Origin of the sequence: Psychrobacter cryohalolentis K5 (genome assembly GCF_000013905.1) — a bacterium.
In the GTDB taxonomy this organism is placed as follows: Bacteria; Pseudomonadota; Gammaproteobacteria; order Pseudomonadales; family Moraxellaceae; genus Psychrobacter; species Psychrobacter cryohalolentis.
In genome coordinates this window covers 2,880,565-2,901,685 of the sequence record NC_007969.1, presented here as the reverse complement: position 1 = coordinate 2,901,685, position 21,121 = coordinate 2,880,565, and the positions used below count along the sequence as shown (strand labels likewise).

Genomic DNA, 21,121 nt, shown 5'->3' with positions numbered 1-21,121 from the left:
AAATTAGTTGTAATTTACGGGGTAATCATGAGCTACGAATATTCAGAAGATGGCATGGTTGAGGAAGCGACCAAAGACGTATTAATTGAGCTTGGCTGGGAAGTCGTAACAGCTTGGAAAAAAGAAACCTTTGGTAAGGACGGTCTACTTGGAAGAGAGAATAGATCAGAGGTCATTCTCACTCGTGAGTTAAGCCATGCTTTGGTTACCCTAAATCCTGGCTTGCCTGATACCGCTTATCAGCAAGCTATCGACATCATTACTCAAAAAACGGCAGATAAAACGCTTGGTAAGATCAACCAAGAAAAGTATAAGCTGCTAAAAGATGGTGTCCCTGTTAAATTCACTAATAGCGATAATGAACTTGAAGAGCGCGATCTAAAGGTCTTTGATTATCAAGACTATAGCAATAATAGCTTTTTGGCGGTAAGCCAATTAGAAGTGGTTGGAGATCTATATAACCGTCGCCCTGATATAGTGGGTTTTGTTAATGGCATTCCGCTAGTGTTCTTTGAGTTAAAAGCTCATCATCAGGATCTGCGTCACGCTTATGATGATAACTTTACTGATTATAAAGATACCATCCCTGCTATTTTTCATTGCAACGGCTTCGTTATCCTTAGTAATGGTACAGAGTCTAAAGTAGGAACGGTAACCAGCCCTTATAAGTACTTCCTTGATTGGAAGCGTATTGAGGAAGATGCAGAAGGGGTAGTTAGCTTAGATACCATGATTCGTGGTACTTGTGACCCAAAACGCTTAATGGATATTTTTGAGAACTTTCTATTGTTCGACACCTCCTATGGTGAAGTCGTTAAGCTGATGGCAAAAAATCACCAATATATTGGCGTTAATAAAGTCATCGATCAAGTCGATAATATTGAAGATTTGCAGGGCAAGCTTGGTGTGTTTTGGCACACTCAAGGCAGTGGTAAGTCTTACTCAATGGTTTTCTTATGCGAGAAAATCCATCGGAAGATGGGAGGGTCTTATACCTTCTTATTGGTAGTTGATAGAAGCGAGTTAGAAAGTCAGATCTATGATACTTTTTCAGGCGTTGGCGTCGTTAATAAAAAAGAATTAATTGCAGGTAAAAAGTCAGGAATGACAGGGCGCGAGCACTTGCGAGAGCTACTATCGGAAAACCATAGATACATATTTACCCTGATTCATAAGTTCTCTATTGACCCAAATAAAGAGAGCGAATATCCATTAATAACTAATCGTAAGAACGTCATTGTGATATCGGATGAAGCTCATCGTACACAAGGTGGTACTTATGCACGCAATATGCGGTTTTATGGTTTACCTAATGCGTCGTATTTGGGCTTTACAGGTACGCCGATTATCAAAGACGAAGAAGAGCTGACCAAAGATATATTTGGTGACTATGTGTCTGTTTATGACTTTAAACGTGCTGTTGAAGATGGGGCGACTTTGCCTCTTCGTTATCTTAATAAAGGAGAGCTGCTTAACATCGATAATCCAAAGCTTGATGAAGAAATGGCTGAAGTTTTAGAGAATGAAGATCTAACCGAAGATCAAAGACAGAAGCTTATTCATAAGTTTAGTAGAAACTATCCGATACTCACGGCACAATCCCGATTAGAGACTATTGCCAAAGATTTAGTATGGCACTTCAATGAACGTGGTTATCAGGGTAAGGCGATGCTTGTCGCTCTCGATAAGCCTACAGCTGTACGTATGTATGATCTTATTAAGCGCTATTGGGGTGAATACCTAATTGAGCTACAAAAGCGTATTGATAATGCAGAAGATGTTCAAGAGGCTCAAGAGCTAGGAAGGAAATTTAATCGAGTCACTGAAACTGAAGTGTGTGTGGTGGTCAGTGGCGAGCAGAATGAAGTTGATAAGTTTAAAAAGCTTGGATTAGACGTTGCTACCCATCGTAAGAAGATGGTTGAGCGAGACCTAGAAAAGGAATTTAAAGATCCTGATAATCCATTTCGTTTAGCGATTGTCTGTGCAATGTGGATCACAGGCTTTGATGCACAGTGTGTATCTACCGTATATCTAGATAAGCCTATCAAAGGTCATACTCTAATGCAGACCATTGCAAGGGCGAACCGTGTCTATGACGATGAGAAAGAGAATGGCTTAATTGTTGATTACGGTAATGTCTATGAGCAGTTAGAAAAAGCATATTCTGTATATGGTGAAGGTGGTACTGGTGGAGGTGGTAAAGGAACAGGTCCTGAAAAGCCAATCCCTGAATTATCTGAGTTAGAGGTAGAGCTGAAAATTGCTATTGAAGAAACCATCAAGCATCTTGGATCGTTGGGCTTTGATCTTGAATCTCTCAAGAATGCCAGTCCAATGCTTAGAATTAGCAAATTACAAGAAGCAGAAAACTGTGTGTGCTTAAATGAGACAAGCCGAGCAACTTTTGAGGTTATGGCGCAGAATGTTTTTAGAAAATACAAAGCCCTCTTTCCTGAGCCACAAGCCAAGTCTCATACTAAAGATCATAATGCTATCGAGGCTATTTATAAGCAGCTCAATAAAAAAGCCAAATCAGCAGATATCACTGAAGTGATGAAGAAGCTACAAAGTTTAGTGAGCGATAGCATTAGCGTAAAACAGAGTCATAATGTAGATGGTGTTTATATTGACTTAAGTAACTTGGATTTTGACAAGCTGAAAGCTGCTTTCGCAAAGTCTGATCAAAAAAATACTATGACATATACGCTTCAACAGATCATTGAAAATAAGCTGGAGCAAATGTTAAAGGAGAATCCTTTAAGGATTGAGTTCTATGAGCGTTATAAAGAGATCATTGATGCTTACAATGCTGGTAAGTCTCTAGAGAATACAGTGAAAGCTTTCGATGATCTAAACGATTTTGTTAGAGATCTATCTGTTGAAGAGCAGAGAGCTGTAAGAGAAAATCTAGGCGATCAAGAAGTGTTGGCAATTTTCGATTTATTAACTAAAGGAAAAGAGCTAAACAATGAAGATGTTAAAAAAGTTAAAAAAGTCGCTAAGGATACGTTAGATAAATTAAAAGTAGAAAAGTTAAGTATCGAGCGTTGGCGAGAAAGTCGTGAAGTAATCGCTCAAGTTAAGATCGTTATTCATGAGAATATGTTGCACTTACCTATTGAATCATATAGTGATGAAGATGTTGATACTAAAGCAACAGATGTCTATCAGCATATCTTTGCCAGCTACCGTGGTGGTAATGATAGTGTTTATAGAATGAGCGCTTAAATCGAAGCTAGTTTTTAAGTATAGATGTTAACGACCTAGCTTTAAAGCCGTCTTCAATGATGGACTATAGGCCTTCTTTTTGAAGGCTTATAGGGTAAGGTTTTTCAGTTTTTAGTATTAGATTGAGTAGCCATTGCTTATTCTCCAGTTAGTGAGTTATAAGCGATTACACACTTTTTAGTAAAGATTCAAGGCTTGACCAGTGCAGTTCCTTTAATCGTATCCGAGAGCTTGTCGGAGTCTATCGTTATGCCAACTGGCTGCCTGCTCATAAATATATTTATGAGCAATATATTTTGCTATGTCATCTACATAGGGCGATGAGTTCATTGGTGTGAAACTACTATCTATGCTTACACCACCGTCTTCCATATCGACTAGATGATCATAGGCATATTCAGTTTGTAACCAGATTGCATTAGCTTCATATTCACTGAGCTCTTCAAGCCGTGATATGACATATGTCACAACCGCAAAATCATATTGATTCCATGAGTAGGTTCGTGATCCCCCTTGACACTGGTAACAAACATCATCCCAGAGATTTTCGAGGCAGCCTAGATCTATTGTAGTGCTTTGACTTTGCATCCACCTGATAGTCTGTCCAGCTATTTTCTTTGACAGTTTATTAGAGAGCTCTTTAGAGATGTTTAATGCTATCTTTTTTTCTAATCCCATTAATATCCGCCTTAACAGTGAATCAGTTAAAATATTATGCTGATACGCTTTTTATAGAAAAGTTAACTATATTATTGTTTTAACTAGCAGGAATTTATCTGCATGGCTTCTCTAAGCTTCGATATACAACCTTAAAAAGCATACTCACAGTAAAATACACTAGTTACTATCTTACAAATTTGATTCATAAAAAAGCCACTAATTAGAAGTGACTTGTTTTTGTGCATTCAAATAAATCACATCTATATATTATTTACAGTACTTGCTCTGTCATACTCATCTAAACGCTTGCCATTAAGCTGCCAGTGATCAAAGGCTAGCTCCATTAGCATTTGCTGTCTTTGCTCAATTGACGTCTTAGTCCATTCATCAAACTGGCAGTTTAGCTTATTCTTTAGGCGATTCAGACCAGTATTTTTGCCAATAGCATATTGATCATTTAATAATTTAGTCAGCACAAAATTGGAGTGTATATACTCTGCTTGCTTCATTCCAAACCAATCAGTGGACAGATCGTTGCAATTGTTAATAGCTTGATTGATTTGACTCTCAAGTAAAGTGGTATTACCCAGCATGAAGGTATATTTGTCGCGTTCTTCTTCGCCAAACTCATCACTTGCATCTAAATTAATTAAGGTTTGTGGGAGAATGTGTTCAATTTGAAGCTTTTGTATGTTGTCTTGACTAAGCGGAGTTAGTCCCGCTTGTTTGCATAGTTCAGTATTTAGGCAACCTAAAATATAGCGCTCTCGATATTGTGGATTATAGTCATAGTGTCTTATCTGCAAAAAACTATTTTTGAAGTCAGATAAATAGCCTCTTAGAAAGGGTATGACAGCTTCATCAACAAGGTTTACGACTTCCTCTATATTACGCTTTCCGCGTAATTTTATAGCCCAGTCTGTAAAACGCCTCTCATAACTGTTAGTTTGAATCTTAAGAGTATTAGAGAAAAATAAGAAGCTTTCGATTTGCTGAGCTAAATAGTTAACTACATCGTCATTACAATTCAAGTCCAATGCCATCAATAACATTAAATGCTGACGTGAGCGTTGTTTGTTTATATAACCAATCTTGACTACATTAGGGTATTTATTAATACCTATATTACTGCTATCGCTATTTGTGGCTTGTACTAAATGGCTGTAACGTTTAGCTGCTATAGCCATTTCATTCACTAAGTTTAGCGGCTTGGTCTCATACTGTAGTTTATCCTTACCTTCTTTAGATATGATCCACGAGTACAAATCATCTTCACGAATGATGCCATTATGATAACGTGCAATCATAAAGTATCTTAAAAAACGTAACGGTTTATCCCCTTCATCACAAGCTTGGAGATCATTAGTAATTTGCTTCCACTTGGTTTTGATAGTTTCAAAGTCGTCAGCATTAGCTTTACTAAACATCAGGTTCTTAACTAAATCCATTGCATTTAGACCAGCGCCACGTTGGTTAATCGTCTCAAATATTTTAAGCGCGCTACCTAGGTTATCCGATTCAATTACGACAACGTTAACATTCGTTAAAAAATATTGGGTATATTCCTCGAAACGCTCTACCCCTTGATTTAAGTAGTCTTGTAGATGTTTAAAAATACGATTATATGCTTTTTGCATCTTTTGGATTGAATTAGTTATTTCACCTTCATATGTCTTTTTTTGGATTATAGTTTCTAAGTACCCATTGCTTTCATCATACTGTAGCTCAAGGCGAGAAAGTGTAGACTTAGTCTTCAAGTCAAACTTAAAGAGCCAACCTTTTATAATATCTAGGATGCTACTGCTCATGTCAGTAAGCTGCCCCTTTTTTTGTAAGTCTTCTAGGATATTACGCATTGCACATAAGCTAATGACAATAGTCGTTAAACGTTGTTGACCGTCAATGACATCGTATTTACTGTCTTTTTTTACAACAATGATTGAGCCGATAAAATAGCTTTGTTGATCGTGAGAATTGGCTTCAAATTCTTCGTCTATATCAACTAAAAACTGATAAATATGTTTATCTGCTTCCCAGACATATTCCCTTTGATAGTCTGGAACTACAAAATAGTATTTTTCAAGCTCTTGAATACTAAAGACATCTGCATCAATCTTCATGTTTATCCTTATATTTCTCTGAAATTTTTATGACTTTACATTAGCGTCATGGTCTAAAGCCAGAAGGTGAATCTAGCTATCAAGTTAGAGTAAAAGAATTATACTCACTATTAACAAACATCCCTAAACAATAAACTTCAATACAATTATCTGTATTTTTGCACAGGTAAATTTCAATCAATCTTCTGTAGGTGTTAATTATCTAAGTCTAGGTATTTTACTAAAAAACGTTATAAATATAAAAATACACCTTTATCTAGAGAGAGGCTGAAATCCTTATTTAATAAGGCCTGTACGGTAAAAATAGTCTTTTTTTAAGTTGAAAATAATAATAAGCCAATCAGGATTTAGTTTATTAAAACTATTCTATAATCAATTCGTATTTAGGAAAATCTTTAAAAAAGGCATTGATGATTAATCAATGCCTGAGCCTTGTCATATTGCCGAGTATCATAACCGTGAGCACTTTTTTGTGCATAGCGTTCCTGTTACTTTCTTGCCTTAACCTAAAAACCTAATAGTTTTTGACGATTAATATAATGAACTGATTAAGTAACAGGTTGTAATACTGAGATATTGCTTAGCGAATCTTGATTGTATTTTTACATTGATCATCAGGAATACCATATCCGCTACAGCCCCAGAATTTACCAAACTTGCTTTCACGCATTTTCATGGGACGACCGCATTTATTACAGATTTTCATTGAATTGCCACAGTCTCTATTGTTGCATAAGCTTTCATGTTCTCTATCAACAGATGGTGCCTCACACTTCGTGCAGACGCGCGCCTTACCTACCGAACAACCTTTTCCAGAACTACAGCTATAGAAACTGCCATACTGCCCTTTGATTAAGCGTAGGTAGCCGTTTACGCAGTTAGGGCATTTAAATATCTTTCTATGGCGTTCTTGAAATGATTTAGAGAAAATGTTGATGTCATATTTGGGAGCCAGTAATTCAAGAACAAATTCTGAGGGCGCTGTGGGACTAGCAATAATATACGATTTCTTTTTACAGCGCGTTATACCAACATACAGCAAACGTCGTTCTTCAGAATGAGGGAATGAGTCTAATGTTGGAAGTAGGGCTTCTGGAATAGCGTCCTCGCGGTTTCCATTAGGGAAGCCGCTTTTCCCTTGGAAAAACCCAATTAAGATGCAATAGTCAGCTTCAAGCCCTTTAGATTTGTGAAAGCTCCAAAAATGGATGCCTTTTGAATTTTCTTTACCAAGAAAATCACGTGAATCTTTTAGCAAATAATTATACCTAGCAATAATCGCTATTGAACCCTCAGGGTCATTTGCTCTAATCTTGCTGACAACCTCAGCTACTCTACTATAGAGACCATTCTCTTCACCAGTCTTATCATCTAGTAAATATACTTGTGGTTCATTAATCACGTCGTGTGTTTTGATGTGTTTCTGATACTGCTCAGGGTTCTCCATGATGAACGTCCCAGCAGTATCAGCAATGCTATTGTTATAGCGAAAGGTCTTTTGGAGCATTGTTAGCGTGTGTGGTCCAACCAACTCATTGAATCTAGTGGTGAGCTCAAGTTTACCACCTGAAAATCGATAGATAGACTGCCAATCATCACCGACAACGGTTAATGAGGGATCAGGACCTTTCTCAATAATACTATTAACAAACTCCATCCGAGAAGCTGATATATCTTGAAACTCATCAACAAGAATATATCTCCATTGAGGTTTATATTGACCATTATCTACAACTGCGATTGCACGAATAATCATATCGTCAAAGTCAATTGAATCAGTAGCTACAAGCTCTTCAACATACGCGTTGTGCAAGTCAGTCAGAATGCGTGTCTTTTTCTTTGCTTGTGAGATGCCGGCTTTTTCTAGTCTATCAAGTATTGAGTTTTCATTGAGCCTTTCAAATCGAGTGGCTTGTAAAGCCTTAATAAGCATTTTGCTCCAAGTGGCAATTTGATTGCCTTCCTTGAGTTTAGAGAGTAATTCTTTTGAAGCCTCTTCAACTGAGTTTTTATCAGGAATAACCCCAACAGCAGCCAGTCGTTCTTCAAGACGAGCTTCGAGTGCATCTTCAGTCCAGTCATAATGGAATGTTTCCACTAAAACTGTTTCAAGCTCTTTATGCAGTTTACGTTTGCTATCTATAGAATCGTCATATGCTTGCTTATCAATATCTGGTCGAGTATTACCATGCCTATCAATGCCGAAGTGCTCGATGTAAATATTAGAGTCCGATATATGAAAATCAGGTTGGTAGTCAAAACCTATGTCAATTCTACGCTTACTGATATAACGCGCTTCATATTCGTATGCGATCTTATGAATAGCCAGCCAGTTAGCTATCCTGAGTTCCTGATACCCTTTGACCAACTCGCCTTGGAGAGTTCTAAACTCATTGTCTCTGATATGCCGCTCATACTCTTCTTGAGTCTTAAAGTCGAAAGGATTCACAGGTTCTGGGAATAGCGATATAAAATCGACCATTCTTTTGGGATCTTGTGTTAAATACTCTATTAGCCACTCTGTTACCCACGCACCAAGCTTTAAGCTGTCTTCAGTGAAGACGCTCATATAGGTTGAGATACCAGAATCCCCTAGGATTTTTCTACCTAAAGCGTGAAATGTTGAAATTTGAGGGGATTCAGTTAATACGATGCCTGAGTTCTCAGCTTTATCAGCAAGCCGTTTTTTTAACTCTTCAGCAGCTGATTTATTGTAAGCCAGAACTAGAATCTCTTGAGGTGCTGCTAGTCCCCTATCAATAAGGTCGAGGGCCTTGGCAACTATTACAGAGGTTTTGCCTGTGCCAGCAGCAGCCAGTACCATGTTCTTATCATTAGAGCGAAGTACACCTAGTCTTTGCTCATCAGTCAACGGGTTTGACTCTACGCTATCAAAAAAAGACTTTCTTCGTTCTAGATTGATTTTTTCATGATACGCGCCTAAGGTTTCTTGTTTGATAGGGCAGAGGTTGTGTATCTTCTCAACTTCGCTAAACAGATTAGGGTTGCTAAAGTAATCCCATGGCACCCTAGCATCTTTATAAAATATAGACAGCTCATCTGCTAATGACTTAATTGGTTCTATTTTAGAATCTCTAGGGTAGTTACTCAAAACTCGAAGGTTAAAATCTTCAATTAAGTTAAGGAGATGGGGTTGTAATGAGTGAGCAATCTTTTTGTTGATAGACTCTAAAAACGCTGTAGAGTTAGTTTTGGATAAAAATTTGTGTTCTCGCAATGATTGATTGTTGTGAACAAATAGAGTTGCGCCAAAGAATCCTTCTTCAATATAAGCAAACTTCTTAACTTCAGCGAAAGAGATGAGCTCAGTTGGTCCTTTTTTAGTGTCTATAAGCAAGCCTTGCTCTGTCAGACGGATGCCTTTTTTACCAAAAATCTTGCCAAGAAAATTAAAATTTAATTGATCAACGGTAATAATCTCTCTCATCTTTCTTACTCACATGTATCTAAAATAAATATTTGTCTATTTGAATGCGCCTTAATCTGAGCATACAGTCTATAGTAAAAGAATAAAAAACTTCAGTAACGAGCTAAAAAAATGACCATAATTCATGTACTTGGTTTGGGGGTGAATATTTTTCTTTGCGACTAGATCACTTGAGTTTTTTGCTTCATGTAATCCAACAGATGTCTCGCATAGGCCATTGTTAATATTTTGTTTTATGTTATTAGCAGTGGTGCTTTTGCAAGAATACAGTCTATTGAAAAATTAATCAGAAGATGAGTGTAAAAAACACTTGAAATATTGTTTCTATCATCTAATACTGCTTCCTTATCTAATTAGTATAAGGACAGTACAATGATCGAAGAGTATGATGAGAATGGAAATAAAGTCAATCATGATGAAAGTCTTACCCCAAATCAACAGCAACAAAAGAGTGATTTGATTGCAAAGCAAATAGAAAGTGGTACGTTTGATGAACCGTTGTTAGAAGGTCTACCACCTGGTGCACATATTGATACCAAACCAGGAGAATAGTTCTTCTAAAACCTACTTATAATAGCTTAGGTTTATGCTCTCGAAGCCTTCAGCTGTGTTTATTCAAAGGACTTTTGAAAGCTGTTGCGACTCATAATTTTGTTAGAGAAGTTATGATAAAAGGCGAGTCATTTAGATTGACTCGCCTTTTTATATTAGTTAGGTCTTATCACTATAATTTTTTCTCAAAACTCTCTATGCCATTTAAAAAACCCTTAACTGAATTAGACGAATTCTCGAATATGCTATTATCCAAGACTAAGGTATTAATTCTTTTAAGATTGCAGATACCTTCAGGAACTCTTGTTATATGATTATTGTCAAAGTGAATCTCTTCTAGGTAGGATAGCTCACCAATGCTATCAGGCAGATTCGTTAGGAAGTTTTCTTCAATGTGAAGTTCTTGTAATTCTGATAGCTGACCTATAGTATCGGGTAGCTCAGTTAGTCGATTCCATCTAATGTCAAGTATTTCTAGCTCAGTCAAATGAGTAATACTAGATGGTAGTTTATTCAGTTTATTGCCTGCTAGTTCAATTAGTTGCAAACTCATTAAGCTCCCAATTTCATTAGGTAACTTAATTAACGAATTTCTTGTTGCAGTGAGAACTTGTAATTTTCTAAGTTTGCATATGCTATCAGGTAATTCTGTTAGATTGTTACGATCAACAGATATGAACATTAGCTTCTTTAAGTTACCAATGCTATCAGGTAGTTTAGTTAGCTCATGATTTAATAAATGAATTTGCTTTAAATTGACTAGTATCCCAATAGCTTCAGGCAAGTAGGTTAGGCAGCGAGAATTACCATCGTAATCTCTTAGTATTTGCAAATGACTCATTGATAGCAACTGATCTTTATTACGAGGAATCTCGCTTTCAGGGATATTAAACTCATCTGCCCATTGCCATATTTTCTTAAGGTCACAGTCTTCTGAAATAGGATGATCAACATCAAGTGAAGAGATGCTGAATTCATCAGCAAGTTTAAAAGATTTTTTTGTAGAAAAGTTTTTAGTTTTCAATAGCTCAAGGGCTATATGCTCACGTTTAGATAATTGCATGGCTTACTCTCGTTGTTTTTAACCTTTTGCTACGATTCTTTAGTGTATTTTTTATCCACTCTTTTACACTCATTTCAACACTTGTCATAAAACGCTTAAAACTGTTATATAAAAAGCATTGGAATATAGAGCAGGGAGTTTTTACAAAAAATGCGTCAGGAAGGTTTAGTTGTATTTAAGGGGTTAAAATTATATTGGTCAGGTATGTAATTACATCTTAATGCGTATGTCGAGATAGGTTTTTGGGTTAATACTAATCACGTTAGGAAGAAAAAAATAAGCCAATTAAAGTGACTTATTCTTGTATTGCTACCTAGTGAACCCTATCTGCCATCTTGGACTCTAACCATTGTGTAATTTCACTCTCAACCCAAGCTACTCTGCCTTTTGATAATTTAACTTGACGAGGGAAAGTTGGGTCATAACGACTAGATCTTTTATCTAACATGTCGTAAATAGTTGTACTACTAAGCGCAGTGAAGTAGACGACATCTTTTAGTGGCACCATTCTTGGTATGAGTAAAGCACTTAGGTTAGCTGCGTTATTTTGGTTATTAATATTTAAATTTTCCACGATTAGCTCCTTGTAAGTTATTGAGAGCGTTTCCTCTCATACAGTTACCCAGTCCTATATTTTTTTACGGCATCCCATGCAGTCCGATTGTTTACTCTTATTTAATTCACGAAAAAAAGGAGCTGAATTAATCAGCTCCTTTATATGCTCTGTATACGCTTAGCAGTATCAACTCACAGCCGTCACACTTTGCCGTAGACCTTGCTCAATACTAGCTACTGTATTAATGGGGAATTCACTCTTAGAGTTATTTTGCTGATTGCTAGCTGCGTCTGTTTCCATCGGATAAAACTCCTCAGCGACTTCTGCTAAATCATCGCCATCGACCTCAAAGCATGAATTCACATATCCTTGTTTCGCAGCTTGCTCTAATGCTGCTTGATCAAAGCCATGCTCACTCAGCTCCGCATCTATCGCTTGTGCATCTTGCACCGCTTGCTTGAGTGTGATGCCATCACGCAGTGTTAAATCAACAAAGTAAATCGGCGTGCGATAGCTTTGTGTCGTACTTTTGCCTCTCAAGGTAAGCTGTAATGGCAGACATGACAGTTTATTGCCTGATACTGCTGCAAAGTAGCTCAGCCTTGCGGCAAGCGTACGAATACTATTAAAGCCAGTTGTCCGAAAGATGAACGTGCCAAGTTCATCATCCTCAGACAGATTCACATAGAGCCTTCCATAAGGTTTACAAGCACCGCCTTGTGCCAATGGACAGCGATCAGGTGATGGGCATGGATGGTTTTCAACGCCTTTGTTTGTGCGTCGCTGACATTGCTCACCGTCGCCTACGCATAGTGGGCGTCCGGTCTGTCTATCAAATAGCGTGTACTCAGCACGTAAGTTTAGTTCAGGATCATTAAACAGCATGCGTACCGGTATTTGTCTGAGTTTGCCGTTGCTGTTTTCGCGTAGCTTCTCGTCTAGTGGGTGATTGATCCAGCCGTCCTTATTTTGAACTTGGCTGGTGATGGTGAATTGATCGTCTTTGGCAGGTAGACGCTTGCCATCCTTTACAATGACACGTCCAATGCTGATACGTCCTAAAACTGGTGGGGTTATAGTGAGACCTTTAATCATGGTGATATTCCTTATGTGTTTTATTTAGCCATAAAAAAGCCCACCTATAACGGGTGGGCGTTTATGCGCTTATTTGATTGAGTGGATTAATTTACGGATTATGGTTGATAACGAATTATTGGCTTAGTTATCGTTAAGGATTACAAAGCGACGACTGCCTTGACGAGTTTTACTAAATTGCTCGAGCAACTCAGGATGCGCTTTGGTTAGTGCCTTGCTATCGAGGCTAATGCTGTCCTTAGAGCGCTTCCAAGATATAGCGCCTTTCTCGAATACCGCAATCTCATTATCTTGAATTAAGCTTTGCAGCTGGTGCTTCACTTGGTCATGACGCTGCTCTAACTCTTGCATATAGTCACGGTAGCTCAGCAATTGCTCAAACAACTTATTGGCTCCGTCATCTTCTCGCAGATCAACTTTGCTTGACGGCTCAGGGGTTGGATAAAGTTGTTTTAAGGCTCTCGCTGCTGACTCACTATGATCAGGCGTTGGTGGAGTGTCGGTTTCCACATATTGCCAAAATAACCGCTCATGCTCAATGATGGAGGCAATCAAGCGCTCGTCACGCTCAACTTTATAAATCTTTGCTTCATGACCACATAGCAGCACGCAGATATGTGCAGCTTGCTTACCCGTGACTGCTAATTGATGCTGCACTTGGCACGTCACATACAACGGTACGCCATGCTTCCACAGCTTGGCACCATGTTCCCCTGCGGTTTTACACTCTAGAATCTGCACCTTCTCATTTCCTGTTATCGCGTAGTCTAAGTTTGCCAGCATAAAGTGATTGTCAGGATCAGGATGCTGCAAGATGGCATTCACACGGCGAACCTTGTTGCCTGTGTGCTGTTGATAATATTTAGCCACCATCGGCTCTAGTGTATTGCCCCAGTACAATGGTGAGTAGCCATCAATATCGTCATCCAAGTGTGAATGCAAACGACCGGTCTTAATCATCCACAGCTCAAGCATCGATAAGTAAGGGTGTATTCCACAAGCTGCGGCAGCGTCAGAGCTACCAATACCTTGCTTACGTACCTCAAGCCAGTCCTCATGACTGAGGGTTTTGGTATTGACCAGACGTTTTGCGGTGGTTGATTGATTGGTAGACGGCTTTACTGTTTCAGTATCTATATTGGCTTTGGTCGCCATAGGCGCTTTCACCTTAACGGTTGTACGCTTGGTTTGTCTGAGCTGAGCGATATGGTTCAATGCGATTGTGTTCATGATGAACTCCTTCGTTAGATTTATTATTGGTTAAATAAACGGTATAAAAAAACCACGCTCAAAGGCGTGGTTGGTTGTGTTGTCATATTTTAAGCATCGATAATTAAGCAAGCATCAGCAGCGATTCCTCTAAACCCTTTTGTTTGAGCTTAGCGCCAGCACCGAACCATGCTGAGTTGAGTCGGTTGTCTGTATTCATTGCTCGACGTTCATGATCGACATACTCCGTAATGCTACACAGCAAACCATAAGCCGTATCACGAGCTGCATCAAGATCTGCTCCGCGTCCTTGACCATTAAACATCTGCATCACCTTATTCATCGCTTTTGCGTTTGGTACAGCGTCTTTCTCTTTCTTAGCGCTGTTAAATAAAATGATGTTATTGTCCTGATCATTGAAGACTCGGCTAAGATAATTAGCCGCTTCCGCTTGAGTGACACGGCGCTCAGACAATTGCTTCATCTCGTAGCTGTGTTGATTCCACTGTTTGACCGACACACCTAATTGCTGCTTCACCTTGTCGGCATCAAAGGAGGTGCTATGCGGTACTTTCACCACGCCACCGCTTCCGTCCGCTAAGCTAATTGCTAAAGTGTTATTGCAGACCACACGTATCGATGTGAACTGTGCTGTGGTCGCCAGAGTGCCATCACAAGCCGTTGCAAGTAACAGATAGCCATTACTGACATCTTTCCCCTTAAGCGTTGCTGACTGGCCTGTACGGGCTAATGCCCATAGCTTGCGACCTCCCTTTAAGACACCTGCTGTTTCCAATTCAAAGTCAGACTGCTCGGTAAGATCACGATAGAATTCCAGAATCTCACGCGGCTGCACTTCTTGATAACGCTGACTAACGACTGATAACGGCTCAAAGTTATCAGAGCGGTACAACACCTTCTGCTCAGCAAAGGGCAGAATCAGGTTATGCCCTTTGTCATTGTTTGCCATGTAGCTGACGTCTGAGGATTCAATACGCCAATCAAGCCCAGCTTGCTTAGCCCAAACCTCGATAGGCTGCTTAGGGGACAGCTCGTTACCTAAGCCATGCCAAGGGGTTTCGCCGACGTATGCCATTGTTTCGATTAAATGTGCCATGATAATTGTCCTTTTAGATTTGATTAGAGTTATTGGTTATATAGACAAGTTAAATGCTGAAAGTTTTTGAGCAGGTATTACAGGTATAACTAGGTCTTGCTGCCAGAGTGATCAAAGGTGGCTGCTGTAGCTTATCTTTAGCCAAGCTGATCGCAGAGGCAAGGGCCGTGCCTACTACTACACCGATAGCGGAATTGATTTTGTAATACCTACAGATGCTCACACCAAGACCAGATAACGCTGCTGGCGTACACAGCTGTTCAAAGATACTAAATGGATTGCCAATATCCATATTGTTCATCACCCTTGATGAGTGACAGTAAGGACAGATTGTTTGCATATAAGCTCCTTAAATTAAGCGCATAAAAAAGGCCTGCGATTAAGCAGACCTTTAATTAGGATGGATTGGGTTAAACCGTCAGGAGAGCAATGCTCCCTGACTGCTCTCATGGGAATAATATATATCTGAAATTATTTTACTATTTAGATAAGCCTCTATTCTTCCTTGAATTCACCATGTCCAAATGTTTGCATTTTAGGCAACCACACTTTGAGTTTTTGATCGTATTTATCAGTCTTTGTTAGATACCTTGCTACAGTAAAAGCGTTCTCAACCTCTTGAGGGTTATCACGGCGTATTCTACCAACACCTAATTTACCTTTCATCTCAAAATTACGCTTAGTCTCAGAATCGTGAGAACTATGATAAGTACCGACGCCCTCTGTGATCTCTTGCCATTTCTCACCTATCGTTTTAGCTATAAGCCAGTCAGAGTACTTTTTTGAATTATCGTAAGTTAGAACTAAATGGCAATGAAAACCACCGTTTTTATAACCTTGTTCTAATGCCCATGCATAACCAGTTAAGTGTTTAAAACAAGAGTTCCTCTTACTGATAAGTTTTCTGAGTTTTTTCATATGATTATGAAAACTGTGAATATTTACATTATGACGTTGGTCTTTTAAATATTTAAGCTCGATAAAGATAACCAATACTCTTGATCTTCTTTCAATTAGGTTTTTAAAGTAAAGATCTAAGCTTTCTTTGTTTCTTTTTTCTTGATAAAGCCAGTTATAACGCTCTGTACTAATTTTATCCTTATATTTCAAAAGCTCTGTAATTAGATTTTGAGTCATGTCGTATTCCCAAATAACATTGCAGGGATGCTCAGCGCCAATAAACATAATGGAGCTGTCCATAAGTGCGTTAATAGATTGAGAGTAATTTAAAGAATAATTTGAGTAATGCATATACATGAATGGACGATATAATTCGTTCAGTTGATCTTGAAAGTGTTTAGAGCTAAGATTATTGAATAGCAAGTTTTTAACAAGTCTATCAACGTCGTTAGTAATTTTAGATTGATTGATAAATGGATGTAGCATTATTTCACCTATAAGATTAATGACTCATAGGGTTATATGAATAAGTATTTTTATAATATCAGTAGCTAAGAGCTAATCTCTTAGCTTATTACTACCTAGTTATTTGATATTATAATACCAAGCTATTATTTTTCGTTTAGTATTGCCTTTTATAAGTCTAGACTAGAGATTTTACATACTAGCCTAGGAGGAAATGATTGCTTACTTAGGAGTGTTATGAGGGAAAGTTACCTGATATTTATATATTAGCTATATTAGGGTGATTTCAAAGGCAGAACTCTTATATTCCTTAGCGAAGGGTGGCATAAAATCTATCAAAATATTATGGAAAATCATCTTAAATAATACTTTATTACTATATAATGATTATTAGAATACGTAAGCTATTATACTAAAATATCACTAGTGATATTAACAATTTATAACAAAAAGGTCGTTGTATGTCTATAAATTATAGTAATGAAAAACGTCAAAGAGAATTCAATAATAAATCATACTTTGATAAAAATGTTAGGTCTTTAACAAAAAGGCAAGTTATTTGGATGCAAGAGTATTTATCTTCTAATGAGAACATTAGATTTTCTAGTGTTGGTTCAACCAACCGACATGAAGAGTTTATTGCGCAGTTATCAAGTGATGATAAATTCAGAGATTACGTTGAAGACGCTTATTCGAAAATGACTTATAAGGTAATACCGGATAGAGAGTTTAATTGGCTTATAAATAATTTAAGAGGTCAAATATTTACTTTGAGCATTCTATATTTAGAAAATGGTTATAACTGGTTTGATATTAATAGTAATGATTTAATGGAGGAGGTATATCGATTTTTCGATAATAAGATTAATGAAAATACTATAGATTCTAAAATTAGTCTGTTGAGTAAGATAGAAAGAATTTGGTTTTCAATATCTAGTAAAGATAATTATTCTAAGTGGATAAGTGAAAGTAACAAAGAGCAGATAGAGTGGACTAAGGATTATTTAAGAAAGACTGGTATCTATAATGAAATAATAAGAGATAAGGCTTCTCTAAAAGAAGTAAGAAGTCATGTTTTAGCTTCTTTGGATATTATAAGTTACCCATTGTCTGAAGCGTCAATAAACAATAGTAATAAGTATGTAACAAACGACCGTAAAGAAATAATTATAGATAAGATGAAGCGAGCTTGGAGCCAACAAAAATATCGTGATGCTGGTAAAACAAAAAAAAGCTATCATTTACCATTAACCATCCAGACACATGCGAGACTTGAGAAGATGGCTGAAGTTAATAGGTTATCTCAAACTGCAATGCTCGATATTCTAATTAACTCGGAATATAATTTAAAATTTCTTGATGTGGATGGCAATGAAATTTATTAGCCTTTGCTATAGAGATAGTAATGATTTTATATCTTCACCGGTTAGACCTTTATTTTGCAAAGCCTTTATCAAAGCATCACTATCTAAATCTGATAGGGATGTTTGGTTTTCCACAATCATTGACTTCTCAATCTGCTGCCGAGCTGTCTGGAAGTCTATGACTTCGCCTTTGTCTCTAAGTAGGTCTAAAAAGTCCGCCCATACTTGCATTATCTTGCGTCGTTCTTCTAAGTGTTGAGCATGGTTATATACAGCTCTGATGCTACTTTTCTTGTCGTGCGCCATCTGCTTTTCAATAGCATCACCCATGTATCCCAGCTCGTTTAGGTTAGTTGAGGCAATGTGACGGAAGCCATGTCCAGTTTGTTTACCTCCATATCCGAGAATGTCTAAAGCGTTATTGATGAACTCTTCGCTATAAGGCTGGTGCATACCAGTATGATAGAAAACGTATTCATACTGTCCAGTGATGTGCTTCATTTCCTCCAAAACCGCTAGCATTTGATCTGATAAAGGAACAACATGCTTACGCGCGATTTTAAGATTATCAATATCGACACGCCAGAGACGGTTAGGAAAATCAATATGCTCCCACTTCATCATTCTTAGCTCGATAGTACGACAGAAAGAATATGCTAGAAATTTCATACCTAATCTAGTTTGATCGTGACCATGATAGCCTTCAATGTCTTGTAAGAGCTTAGGTAGCTCGCTAAGCTCAACGTGTTTCATGTGCTTAGTCTTCGCTTTCGGATATAGCTCTTTAAGCCCATCTGTATGATTTACCTCGATTAGGCGCTCTCTCATGGCTCTTCTAAGAATATTCCCAACAAGATCAATAGTGCGTCTGGTTACTTCTCGTGGTGAGGCCCCTTCATTATTAGTCCTGCTTTCAATGTTATCTGCCATTAATTTACAATCTTCAAACGTCACATCTTTTAAAGCAATGCCTTCAAAGCTAGGTATAACGTCTTTGTGCATGCGATTATAGTCTTGCTGATAGGTGCGAGGCTTTACGTTGCGCTCACGCTCCTCTAGCCATTCAACCGCATAATCATTGAACGTTTTAGCTTGCTCATTCGCAAGCTTGTCTTGACGTTTTTTATTCTTTGGATTGATTCCATTGGCTACTAAAGCTTTAATGTCAGCGTTAGCTACTCTTGCTTCTGCCAAGCCCATTTGTGGGTATGTACCTAAAGTAGTTTTCTGCTGCTTACCATCAAAGCGATATGCGCTTACCCATGTCCGCGTTCCTGAGCTGCGTACCAGTAATTGTAAACCTTGTTGATCACTATATTTGTCTGGGCGAGAAGGGGTGCATTTATCAGTTGGCTTAAGCTTACGAATTTTGGCATCACTTAACATGTTGGTCTATTCCTTATACCTACAAGCTATATTTTTAAAGCTTATAGACGATTATGTTGGTCTAAGCCATATAGATTGAGATCGAATGTTGGTCTAATTGAGGCGTATATGAATAATAGACCAACGGATAGACCAACACAACACGTGGGATACATAGGTTCGAATGGGAATGATTGGGACAGGGATAGACAGTAAGCATAGACTGGAAGTCTTGCTGTTAAAGGGTTTAAGGAGTGTTTAGGATGTGATGGGACAGATTAGGAAAACAGGGGATAACTAAGATTGGCGGTGAAGGAGGGATTCGAACCCTCGATACGCTATTAACGTATACACACTTTCCAGGCGTGCGGTTTCAGCCACTCACCCACTTCACCGTTTTGAGTCATACTCACTTAAATACTGCACAGACCATTGATAATCTGATTAGGACTCCAAGCTTTTAAATACTGTATATGATATACAGGCACTGATTTTTGCAGGACCTAGTATAGCGGATAGCATTTAAAATGTCACGGTGTGCGCAGTATCTTTCTTTATTGGTAGACGCCTGCTAGGATAGAGCATACGTAATAGTAAGCATAAATGGTTGAAAGTTGCATGAGAAGTGTTTTTAAGCGAAGATTTAATCTAAAAAACAGCACGATAACGGTAATAATTGCTACCGTTTTAAGCGTATCAACGGCACATGCTGAGGATTTCACACAATGCAGCCAATCATTTTATGGCGGTGTCTATCCTGAATTCAGCAATACTAAGCTCAGTAATAATACCCAAGCACTATGTATGGACGGTTTCGCTGTCATGTATTCTGGTATATCACGTACACCATTATGGTCAGCAGAATATCTGGATCGTAAGCGTTTACAGCAGGCCAAACAAATCGACCGTGAAGACAGCTTTCATGAAGAAAGCCGATTGCCACAGTCCATGCGTGCCAAGCTCTCTGACTATTCAGGCTCAGGTTATGACCGCGGACATTTAGCGCCTAATGGTGACATGGCCAATCGAAGTCAGCAGTATGATAGCTTTAGCCTTGCTAATATAGCCCCGCAATCACCACGTAATAATCGCTATATCTGGCGCAATATTGAATCGGCGACTCGCTATTTAACGCAGCAATATGGTGAAGTCTATACTGTCACAGGGGTTGCATTTACTGATAAAAAAGCTAAGCAACTAGCAGGGCGAGTACTGGTGCCCAGTCATTTCTTTAAAGCCGTTTATATCCCAGCGATCAATCAAGCAGGTGTTTACTATGCACCAAACGACGAATCTGAGCGTATAGAAATAATTAGTATTGACGAATTGACGTCTAAAATTGGTATTGACGTCTTGCCGGTACTTGATGCAAAAACTAAAGTACAAGCTCTGGATTTACCGCTAAAGGCTGGTGAAGCGATAGATCTACCAACCACAGAGGTAGAAGAGCCTGCTTGGATACTATTCGTAGTAGCAATTTTTGAATGGCTCATGGCACAATTGCAAACATAGATCGTTTAAATATTGCTGGACCTGTGTGATTCTGATACATCCTGTAATATGCTACTTATGAAAAAAGGGGGATTAAATGATTGACCCATTTGCTAATAACCACCAAAGCATGCAAATTGGTGAGCTGGTGATTGAAAATCAAGAAGATAGAATTATTATTTATGGGGACATTAATCTGGTCTTAAATGACACTGGATATGAGCAGGCAAAGCAGCTGCATGAGCTTAGCGGTAAAATTTTAAGCGCCTTCGAAAGTAAAAGTCTCTATATTAATGATGAGGCTAAGTCAAAAGAAAAAGATGACCAATCGGGCAAAATTATAGACAATCCTTTCTTGTAACTTATTGATATAGTTTTGATTTTATAGAAATAATAAACTATAAAAAAATTACTAGGCAAATTCTTAAAATTGCTTATAATGGGTCAAGACAACGCTTATGCTGTCCAGATTTTTTATAAAGAGT

The 21,121-nt window shown here is 38.2% G+C and carries 16 protein-coding genes and 1 tRNA gene; 5 read left to right on the top strand and 12 right to left on the bottom strand.

Annotated features, from left to right (window positions below):
• Positions 1-27 precede the first annotated feature (27 nt).
• Complete coding sequence (locus PCRYO_RS12090; protein ID WP_011514668.1) at positions 28-3,231, top strand: type I restriction endonuclease subunit R; 3,204 nt, start codon at positions 28-30, stop codon at positions 3,229-3,231.
• Between the two features lie 213 nt (positions 3,232-3,444).
• On the opposite strand, the gene PCRYO_RS12085 is transcribed toward PCRYO_RS12090, so the two are convergent.
• The 3 genes from PCRYO_RS12085 to PCRYO_RS12075 form a co-directional block, all read right to left on the bottom strand.
• Positions 3,445-3,909, bottom strand: a complete 465-nt coding sequence (locus tag PCRYO_RS12085) for a hypothetical protein (RefSeq protein ID WP_011514667.1) — start codon at positions 3,907-3,909, stop codon at positions 3,445-3,447.
• A gap of 242 nt (positions 3,910-4,151) precedes the next feature.
• The gene (locus tag PCRYO_RS12080) at positions 4,152-6,011 is read right to left on the bottom strand and encodes a DUF262 domain-containing protein (protein ID WP_011514666.1); all 1,860 of its coding nucleotides are present in this window, start codon (positions 6,009-6,011) and stop codon (positions 4,152-4,154) included.
• 580 nt (positions 6,012-6,591) lie between these two features.
• A complete protein-coding gene (locus tag PCRYO_RS12075) occupies positions 6,592-9,459 on the bottom strand; it encodes a UvrD-helicase domain-containing protein (protein WP_011514665.1) in 2,868 nt (955 codons plus the stop codon).
• A gap of 372 nt (positions 9,460-9,831) precedes the next feature.
• Between PCRYO_RS12075 and PCRYO_RS12070 the strand changes: the two genes are divergently transcribed.
• Positions 9,832-10,011, top strand: a complete 180-nt coding sequence (locus tag PCRYO_RS12070) for a hypothetical protein (protein ID WP_041753287.1) — start codon at positions 9,832-9,834, stop codon at positions 10,009-10,011.
• Positions 10,012-10,183: 172 nt separating this feature from the next.
• On the opposite strand, the gene PCRYO_RS12065 is transcribed toward PCRYO_RS12070, so the two are convergent.
• The 7 genes from PCRYO_RS12065 to PCRYO_RS12035 all read right to left on the bottom strand — a co-directional run bounded on the left by PCRYO_RS12065 (position 10,184) and on the right by PCRYO_RS12035 (position 16,437).
• A complete protein-coding gene (locus PCRYO_RS12065; RefSeq protein WP_011514664.1) occupies positions 10,184-11,074 on the bottom strand; it encodes a leucine-rich repeat domain-containing protein in 891 nt (296 codons plus the stop codon).
• Positions 11,075-11,387: 313 nt separating this feature from the next.
• A complete protein-coding gene (locus PCRYO_RS12060; protein ID WP_011514663.1) occupies positions 11,388-11,648 on the bottom strand; it encodes a helix-turn-helix transcriptional regulator in 261 nt (86 codons plus the stop codon).
• Positions 11,649-11,816: 168 nt separating this feature from the next.
• Positions 11,817-12,725: a hypothetical protein gene (locus PCRYO_RS12055; RefSeq protein WP_011514662.1), complete on the bottom strand. Its 909-nt coding sequence runs from the start codon at positions 12,723-12,725 to the stop codon at positions 11,817-11,819.
• 123 nt (positions 12,726-12,848) lie between these two features.
• The gene (locus tag PCRYO_RS12050; protein WP_011514661.1) at positions 12,849-13,955 is read right to left on the bottom strand and encodes a YqaJ viral recombinase family protein; all 1,107 of its coding nucleotides are present in this window, start codon (positions 13,953-13,955) and stop codon (positions 12,849-12,851) included.
• A gap of 103 nt (positions 13,956-14,058) precedes the next feature.
• Positions 14,059-15,051 (bottom strand): DUF932 domain-containing protein, encoded by a 993-nt coding sequence (locus PCRYO_RS12045; protein ID WP_011514660.1) that lies wholly within the window; start codon positions 15,049-15,051, stop codon positions 14,059-14,061.
• Positions 15,052-15,100: 49 nt separating this feature from the next.
• Positions 15,101-15,391 (bottom strand): hypothetical protein, encoded by a 291-nt coding sequence (locus PCRYO_RS12040; RefSeq protein ID WP_011514659.1) that lies wholly within the window; start codon positions 15,389-15,391, stop codon positions 15,101-15,103.
• Between the two features lie 155 nt (positions 15,392-15,546).
• On the bottom strand, positions 15,547-16,437 hold the full coding sequence (locus PCRYO_RS12035) for an inovirus-type Gp2 protein (RefSeq protein ID WP_011514658.1): 891 nt from the start codon (positions 16,435-16,437) through the stop codon (positions 15,547-15,549).
• A 440-nt stretch (positions 16,438-16,877) separates the two neighbouring features.
• On the opposite strand from PCRYO_RS12035, the gene PCRYO_RS12030 reads away from it, so the two are divergent.
• Positions 16,878-17,801, top strand: a complete 924-nt coding sequence (locus PCRYO_RS12030) for a hypothetical protein (RefSeq protein ID WP_011514657.1) — start codon at positions 16,878-16,880, stop codon at positions 17,799-17,801.
• Positions 17,802-17,807: 6 nt separating this feature from the next.
• Here the strand turns inward: PCRYO_RS12030 and PCRYO_RS12025 are convergent, their stop codons facing one another.
• Together PCRYO_RS12025 and PCRYO_RS12020 are read right to left on the bottom strand one after the other, a co-directional pair.
• Positions 17,808-19,166: a tyrosine-type recombinase/integrase gene (locus tag PCRYO_RS12025; protein WP_011514656.1), complete on the bottom strand. Its 1,359-nt coding sequence runs from the start codon at positions 19,164-19,166 to the stop codon at positions 17,808-17,810.
• A 283-nt stretch (positions 19,167-19,449) separates the two neighbouring features.
• Positions 19,450-19,540 (bottom strand) — tRNA-Ser (locus PCRYO_RS12020).
• A gap of 223 nt (positions 19,541-19,763) precedes the next feature.
• Here PCRYO_RS12020 and PCRYO_RS12015 point away from each other — a divergent pair.
• Together PCRYO_RS12015 and PCRYO_RS12010 are read left to right on the top strand one after the other, a co-directional pair.
• Complete coding sequence (locus tag PCRYO_RS12015) at positions 19,764-20,657, top strand: DNA/RNA non-specific endonuclease (RefSeq protein WP_226939314.1); 894 nt, start codon at positions 19,764-19,766, stop codon at positions 20,655-20,657.
• A gap of 76 nt (positions 20,658-20,733) precedes the next feature.
• Positions 20,734-20,997, top strand: a complete 264-nt coding sequence (locus PCRYO_RS12010) for a hypothetical protein (RefSeq protein ID WP_011514654.1) — start codon at positions 20,734-20,736, stop codon at positions 20,995-20,997.
• Positions 20,998-21,121: the final 124 nt, after the last annotated feature.

Bases quoted from the DNA above. Each gene is read 5' to 3' on its own strand.
- PCRYO_RS12090 (WP_011514668.1), top strand. From the start codon at position 28: ATGAGCTACGAATATTCAGAAGATGGCATGGTTGAGGAAGCGACCAAA.
- PCRYO_RS12085 (WP_011514667.1), bottom strand. From the start codon at position 3,909: ATGGGATTAGAAAAAAAGATAGCATTAAACATCTCTAAAGAGCTCTCT.
- PCRYO_RS12080 (WP_011514666.1), bottom strand. From the start codon at position 6,011: ATGAAGATTGATGCAGATGTCTTTAGTATTCAAGAGCTTGAAAAATAC.
- PCRYO_RS12075 (WP_011514665.1), bottom strand. From the start codon at position 9,459: ATGAGAGAGATTATTACCGTTGATCAATTAAATTTTAATTTTCTTGGC.
- PCRYO_RS12070 (WP_041753287.1), top strand. From the start codon at position 9,832: ATGATCGAAGAGTATGATGAGAATGGAAATAAAGTCAATCATGATGAA.
- PCRYO_RS12065 (WP_011514664.1), bottom strand. From the start codon at position 11,074: ATGCAATTATCTAAACGTGAGCATATAGCCCTTGAGCTATTGAAAACT.
- PCRYO_RS12055 (WP_011514662.1), bottom strand. From the start codon at position 12,725: ATGATTAAAGGTCTCACTATAACCCCACCAGTTTTAGGACGTATCAGC.
- PCRYO_RS12050 (WP_011514661.1), bottom strand. From the start codon at position 13,955: ATGAACACAATCGCATTGAACCATATCGCTCAGCTCAGACAAACCAAG.
- PCRYO_RS12045 (WP_011514660.1), bottom strand. From the start codon at position 15,051: ATGGCACATTTAATCGAAACAATGGCATACGTCGGCGAAACCCCTTGG.
- PCRYO_RS12040 (WP_011514659.1), bottom strand. From the start codon at position 15,391: ATGCAAACAATCTGTCCTTACTGTCACTCATCAAGGGTGATGAACAAT.
- PCRYO_RS12035 (WP_011514658.1), bottom strand. From the start codon at position 16,437: ATGCTACATCCATTTATCAATCAATCTAAAATTACTAACGACGTTGAT.
- PCRYO_RS12030 (WP_011514657.1), top strand. From the start codon at position 16,878: ATGTCTATAAATTATAGTAATGAAAAACGTCAAAGAGAATTCAATAAT.
- PCRYO_RS12025 (WP_011514656.1), bottom strand. From the start codon at position 19,166: ATGTTAAGTGATGCCAAAATTCGTAAGCTTAAGCCAACTGATAAATGC.
- PCRYO_RS12015 (WP_226939314.1), top strand. From the start codon at position 19,764: ATGAGAAGTGTTTTTAAGCGAAGATTTAATCTAAAAAACAGCACGATA.
- PCRYO_RS12010 (WP_011514654.1), top strand. From the start codon at position 20,734: ATGATTGACCCATTTGCTAATAACCACCAAAGCATGCAAATTGGTGAG.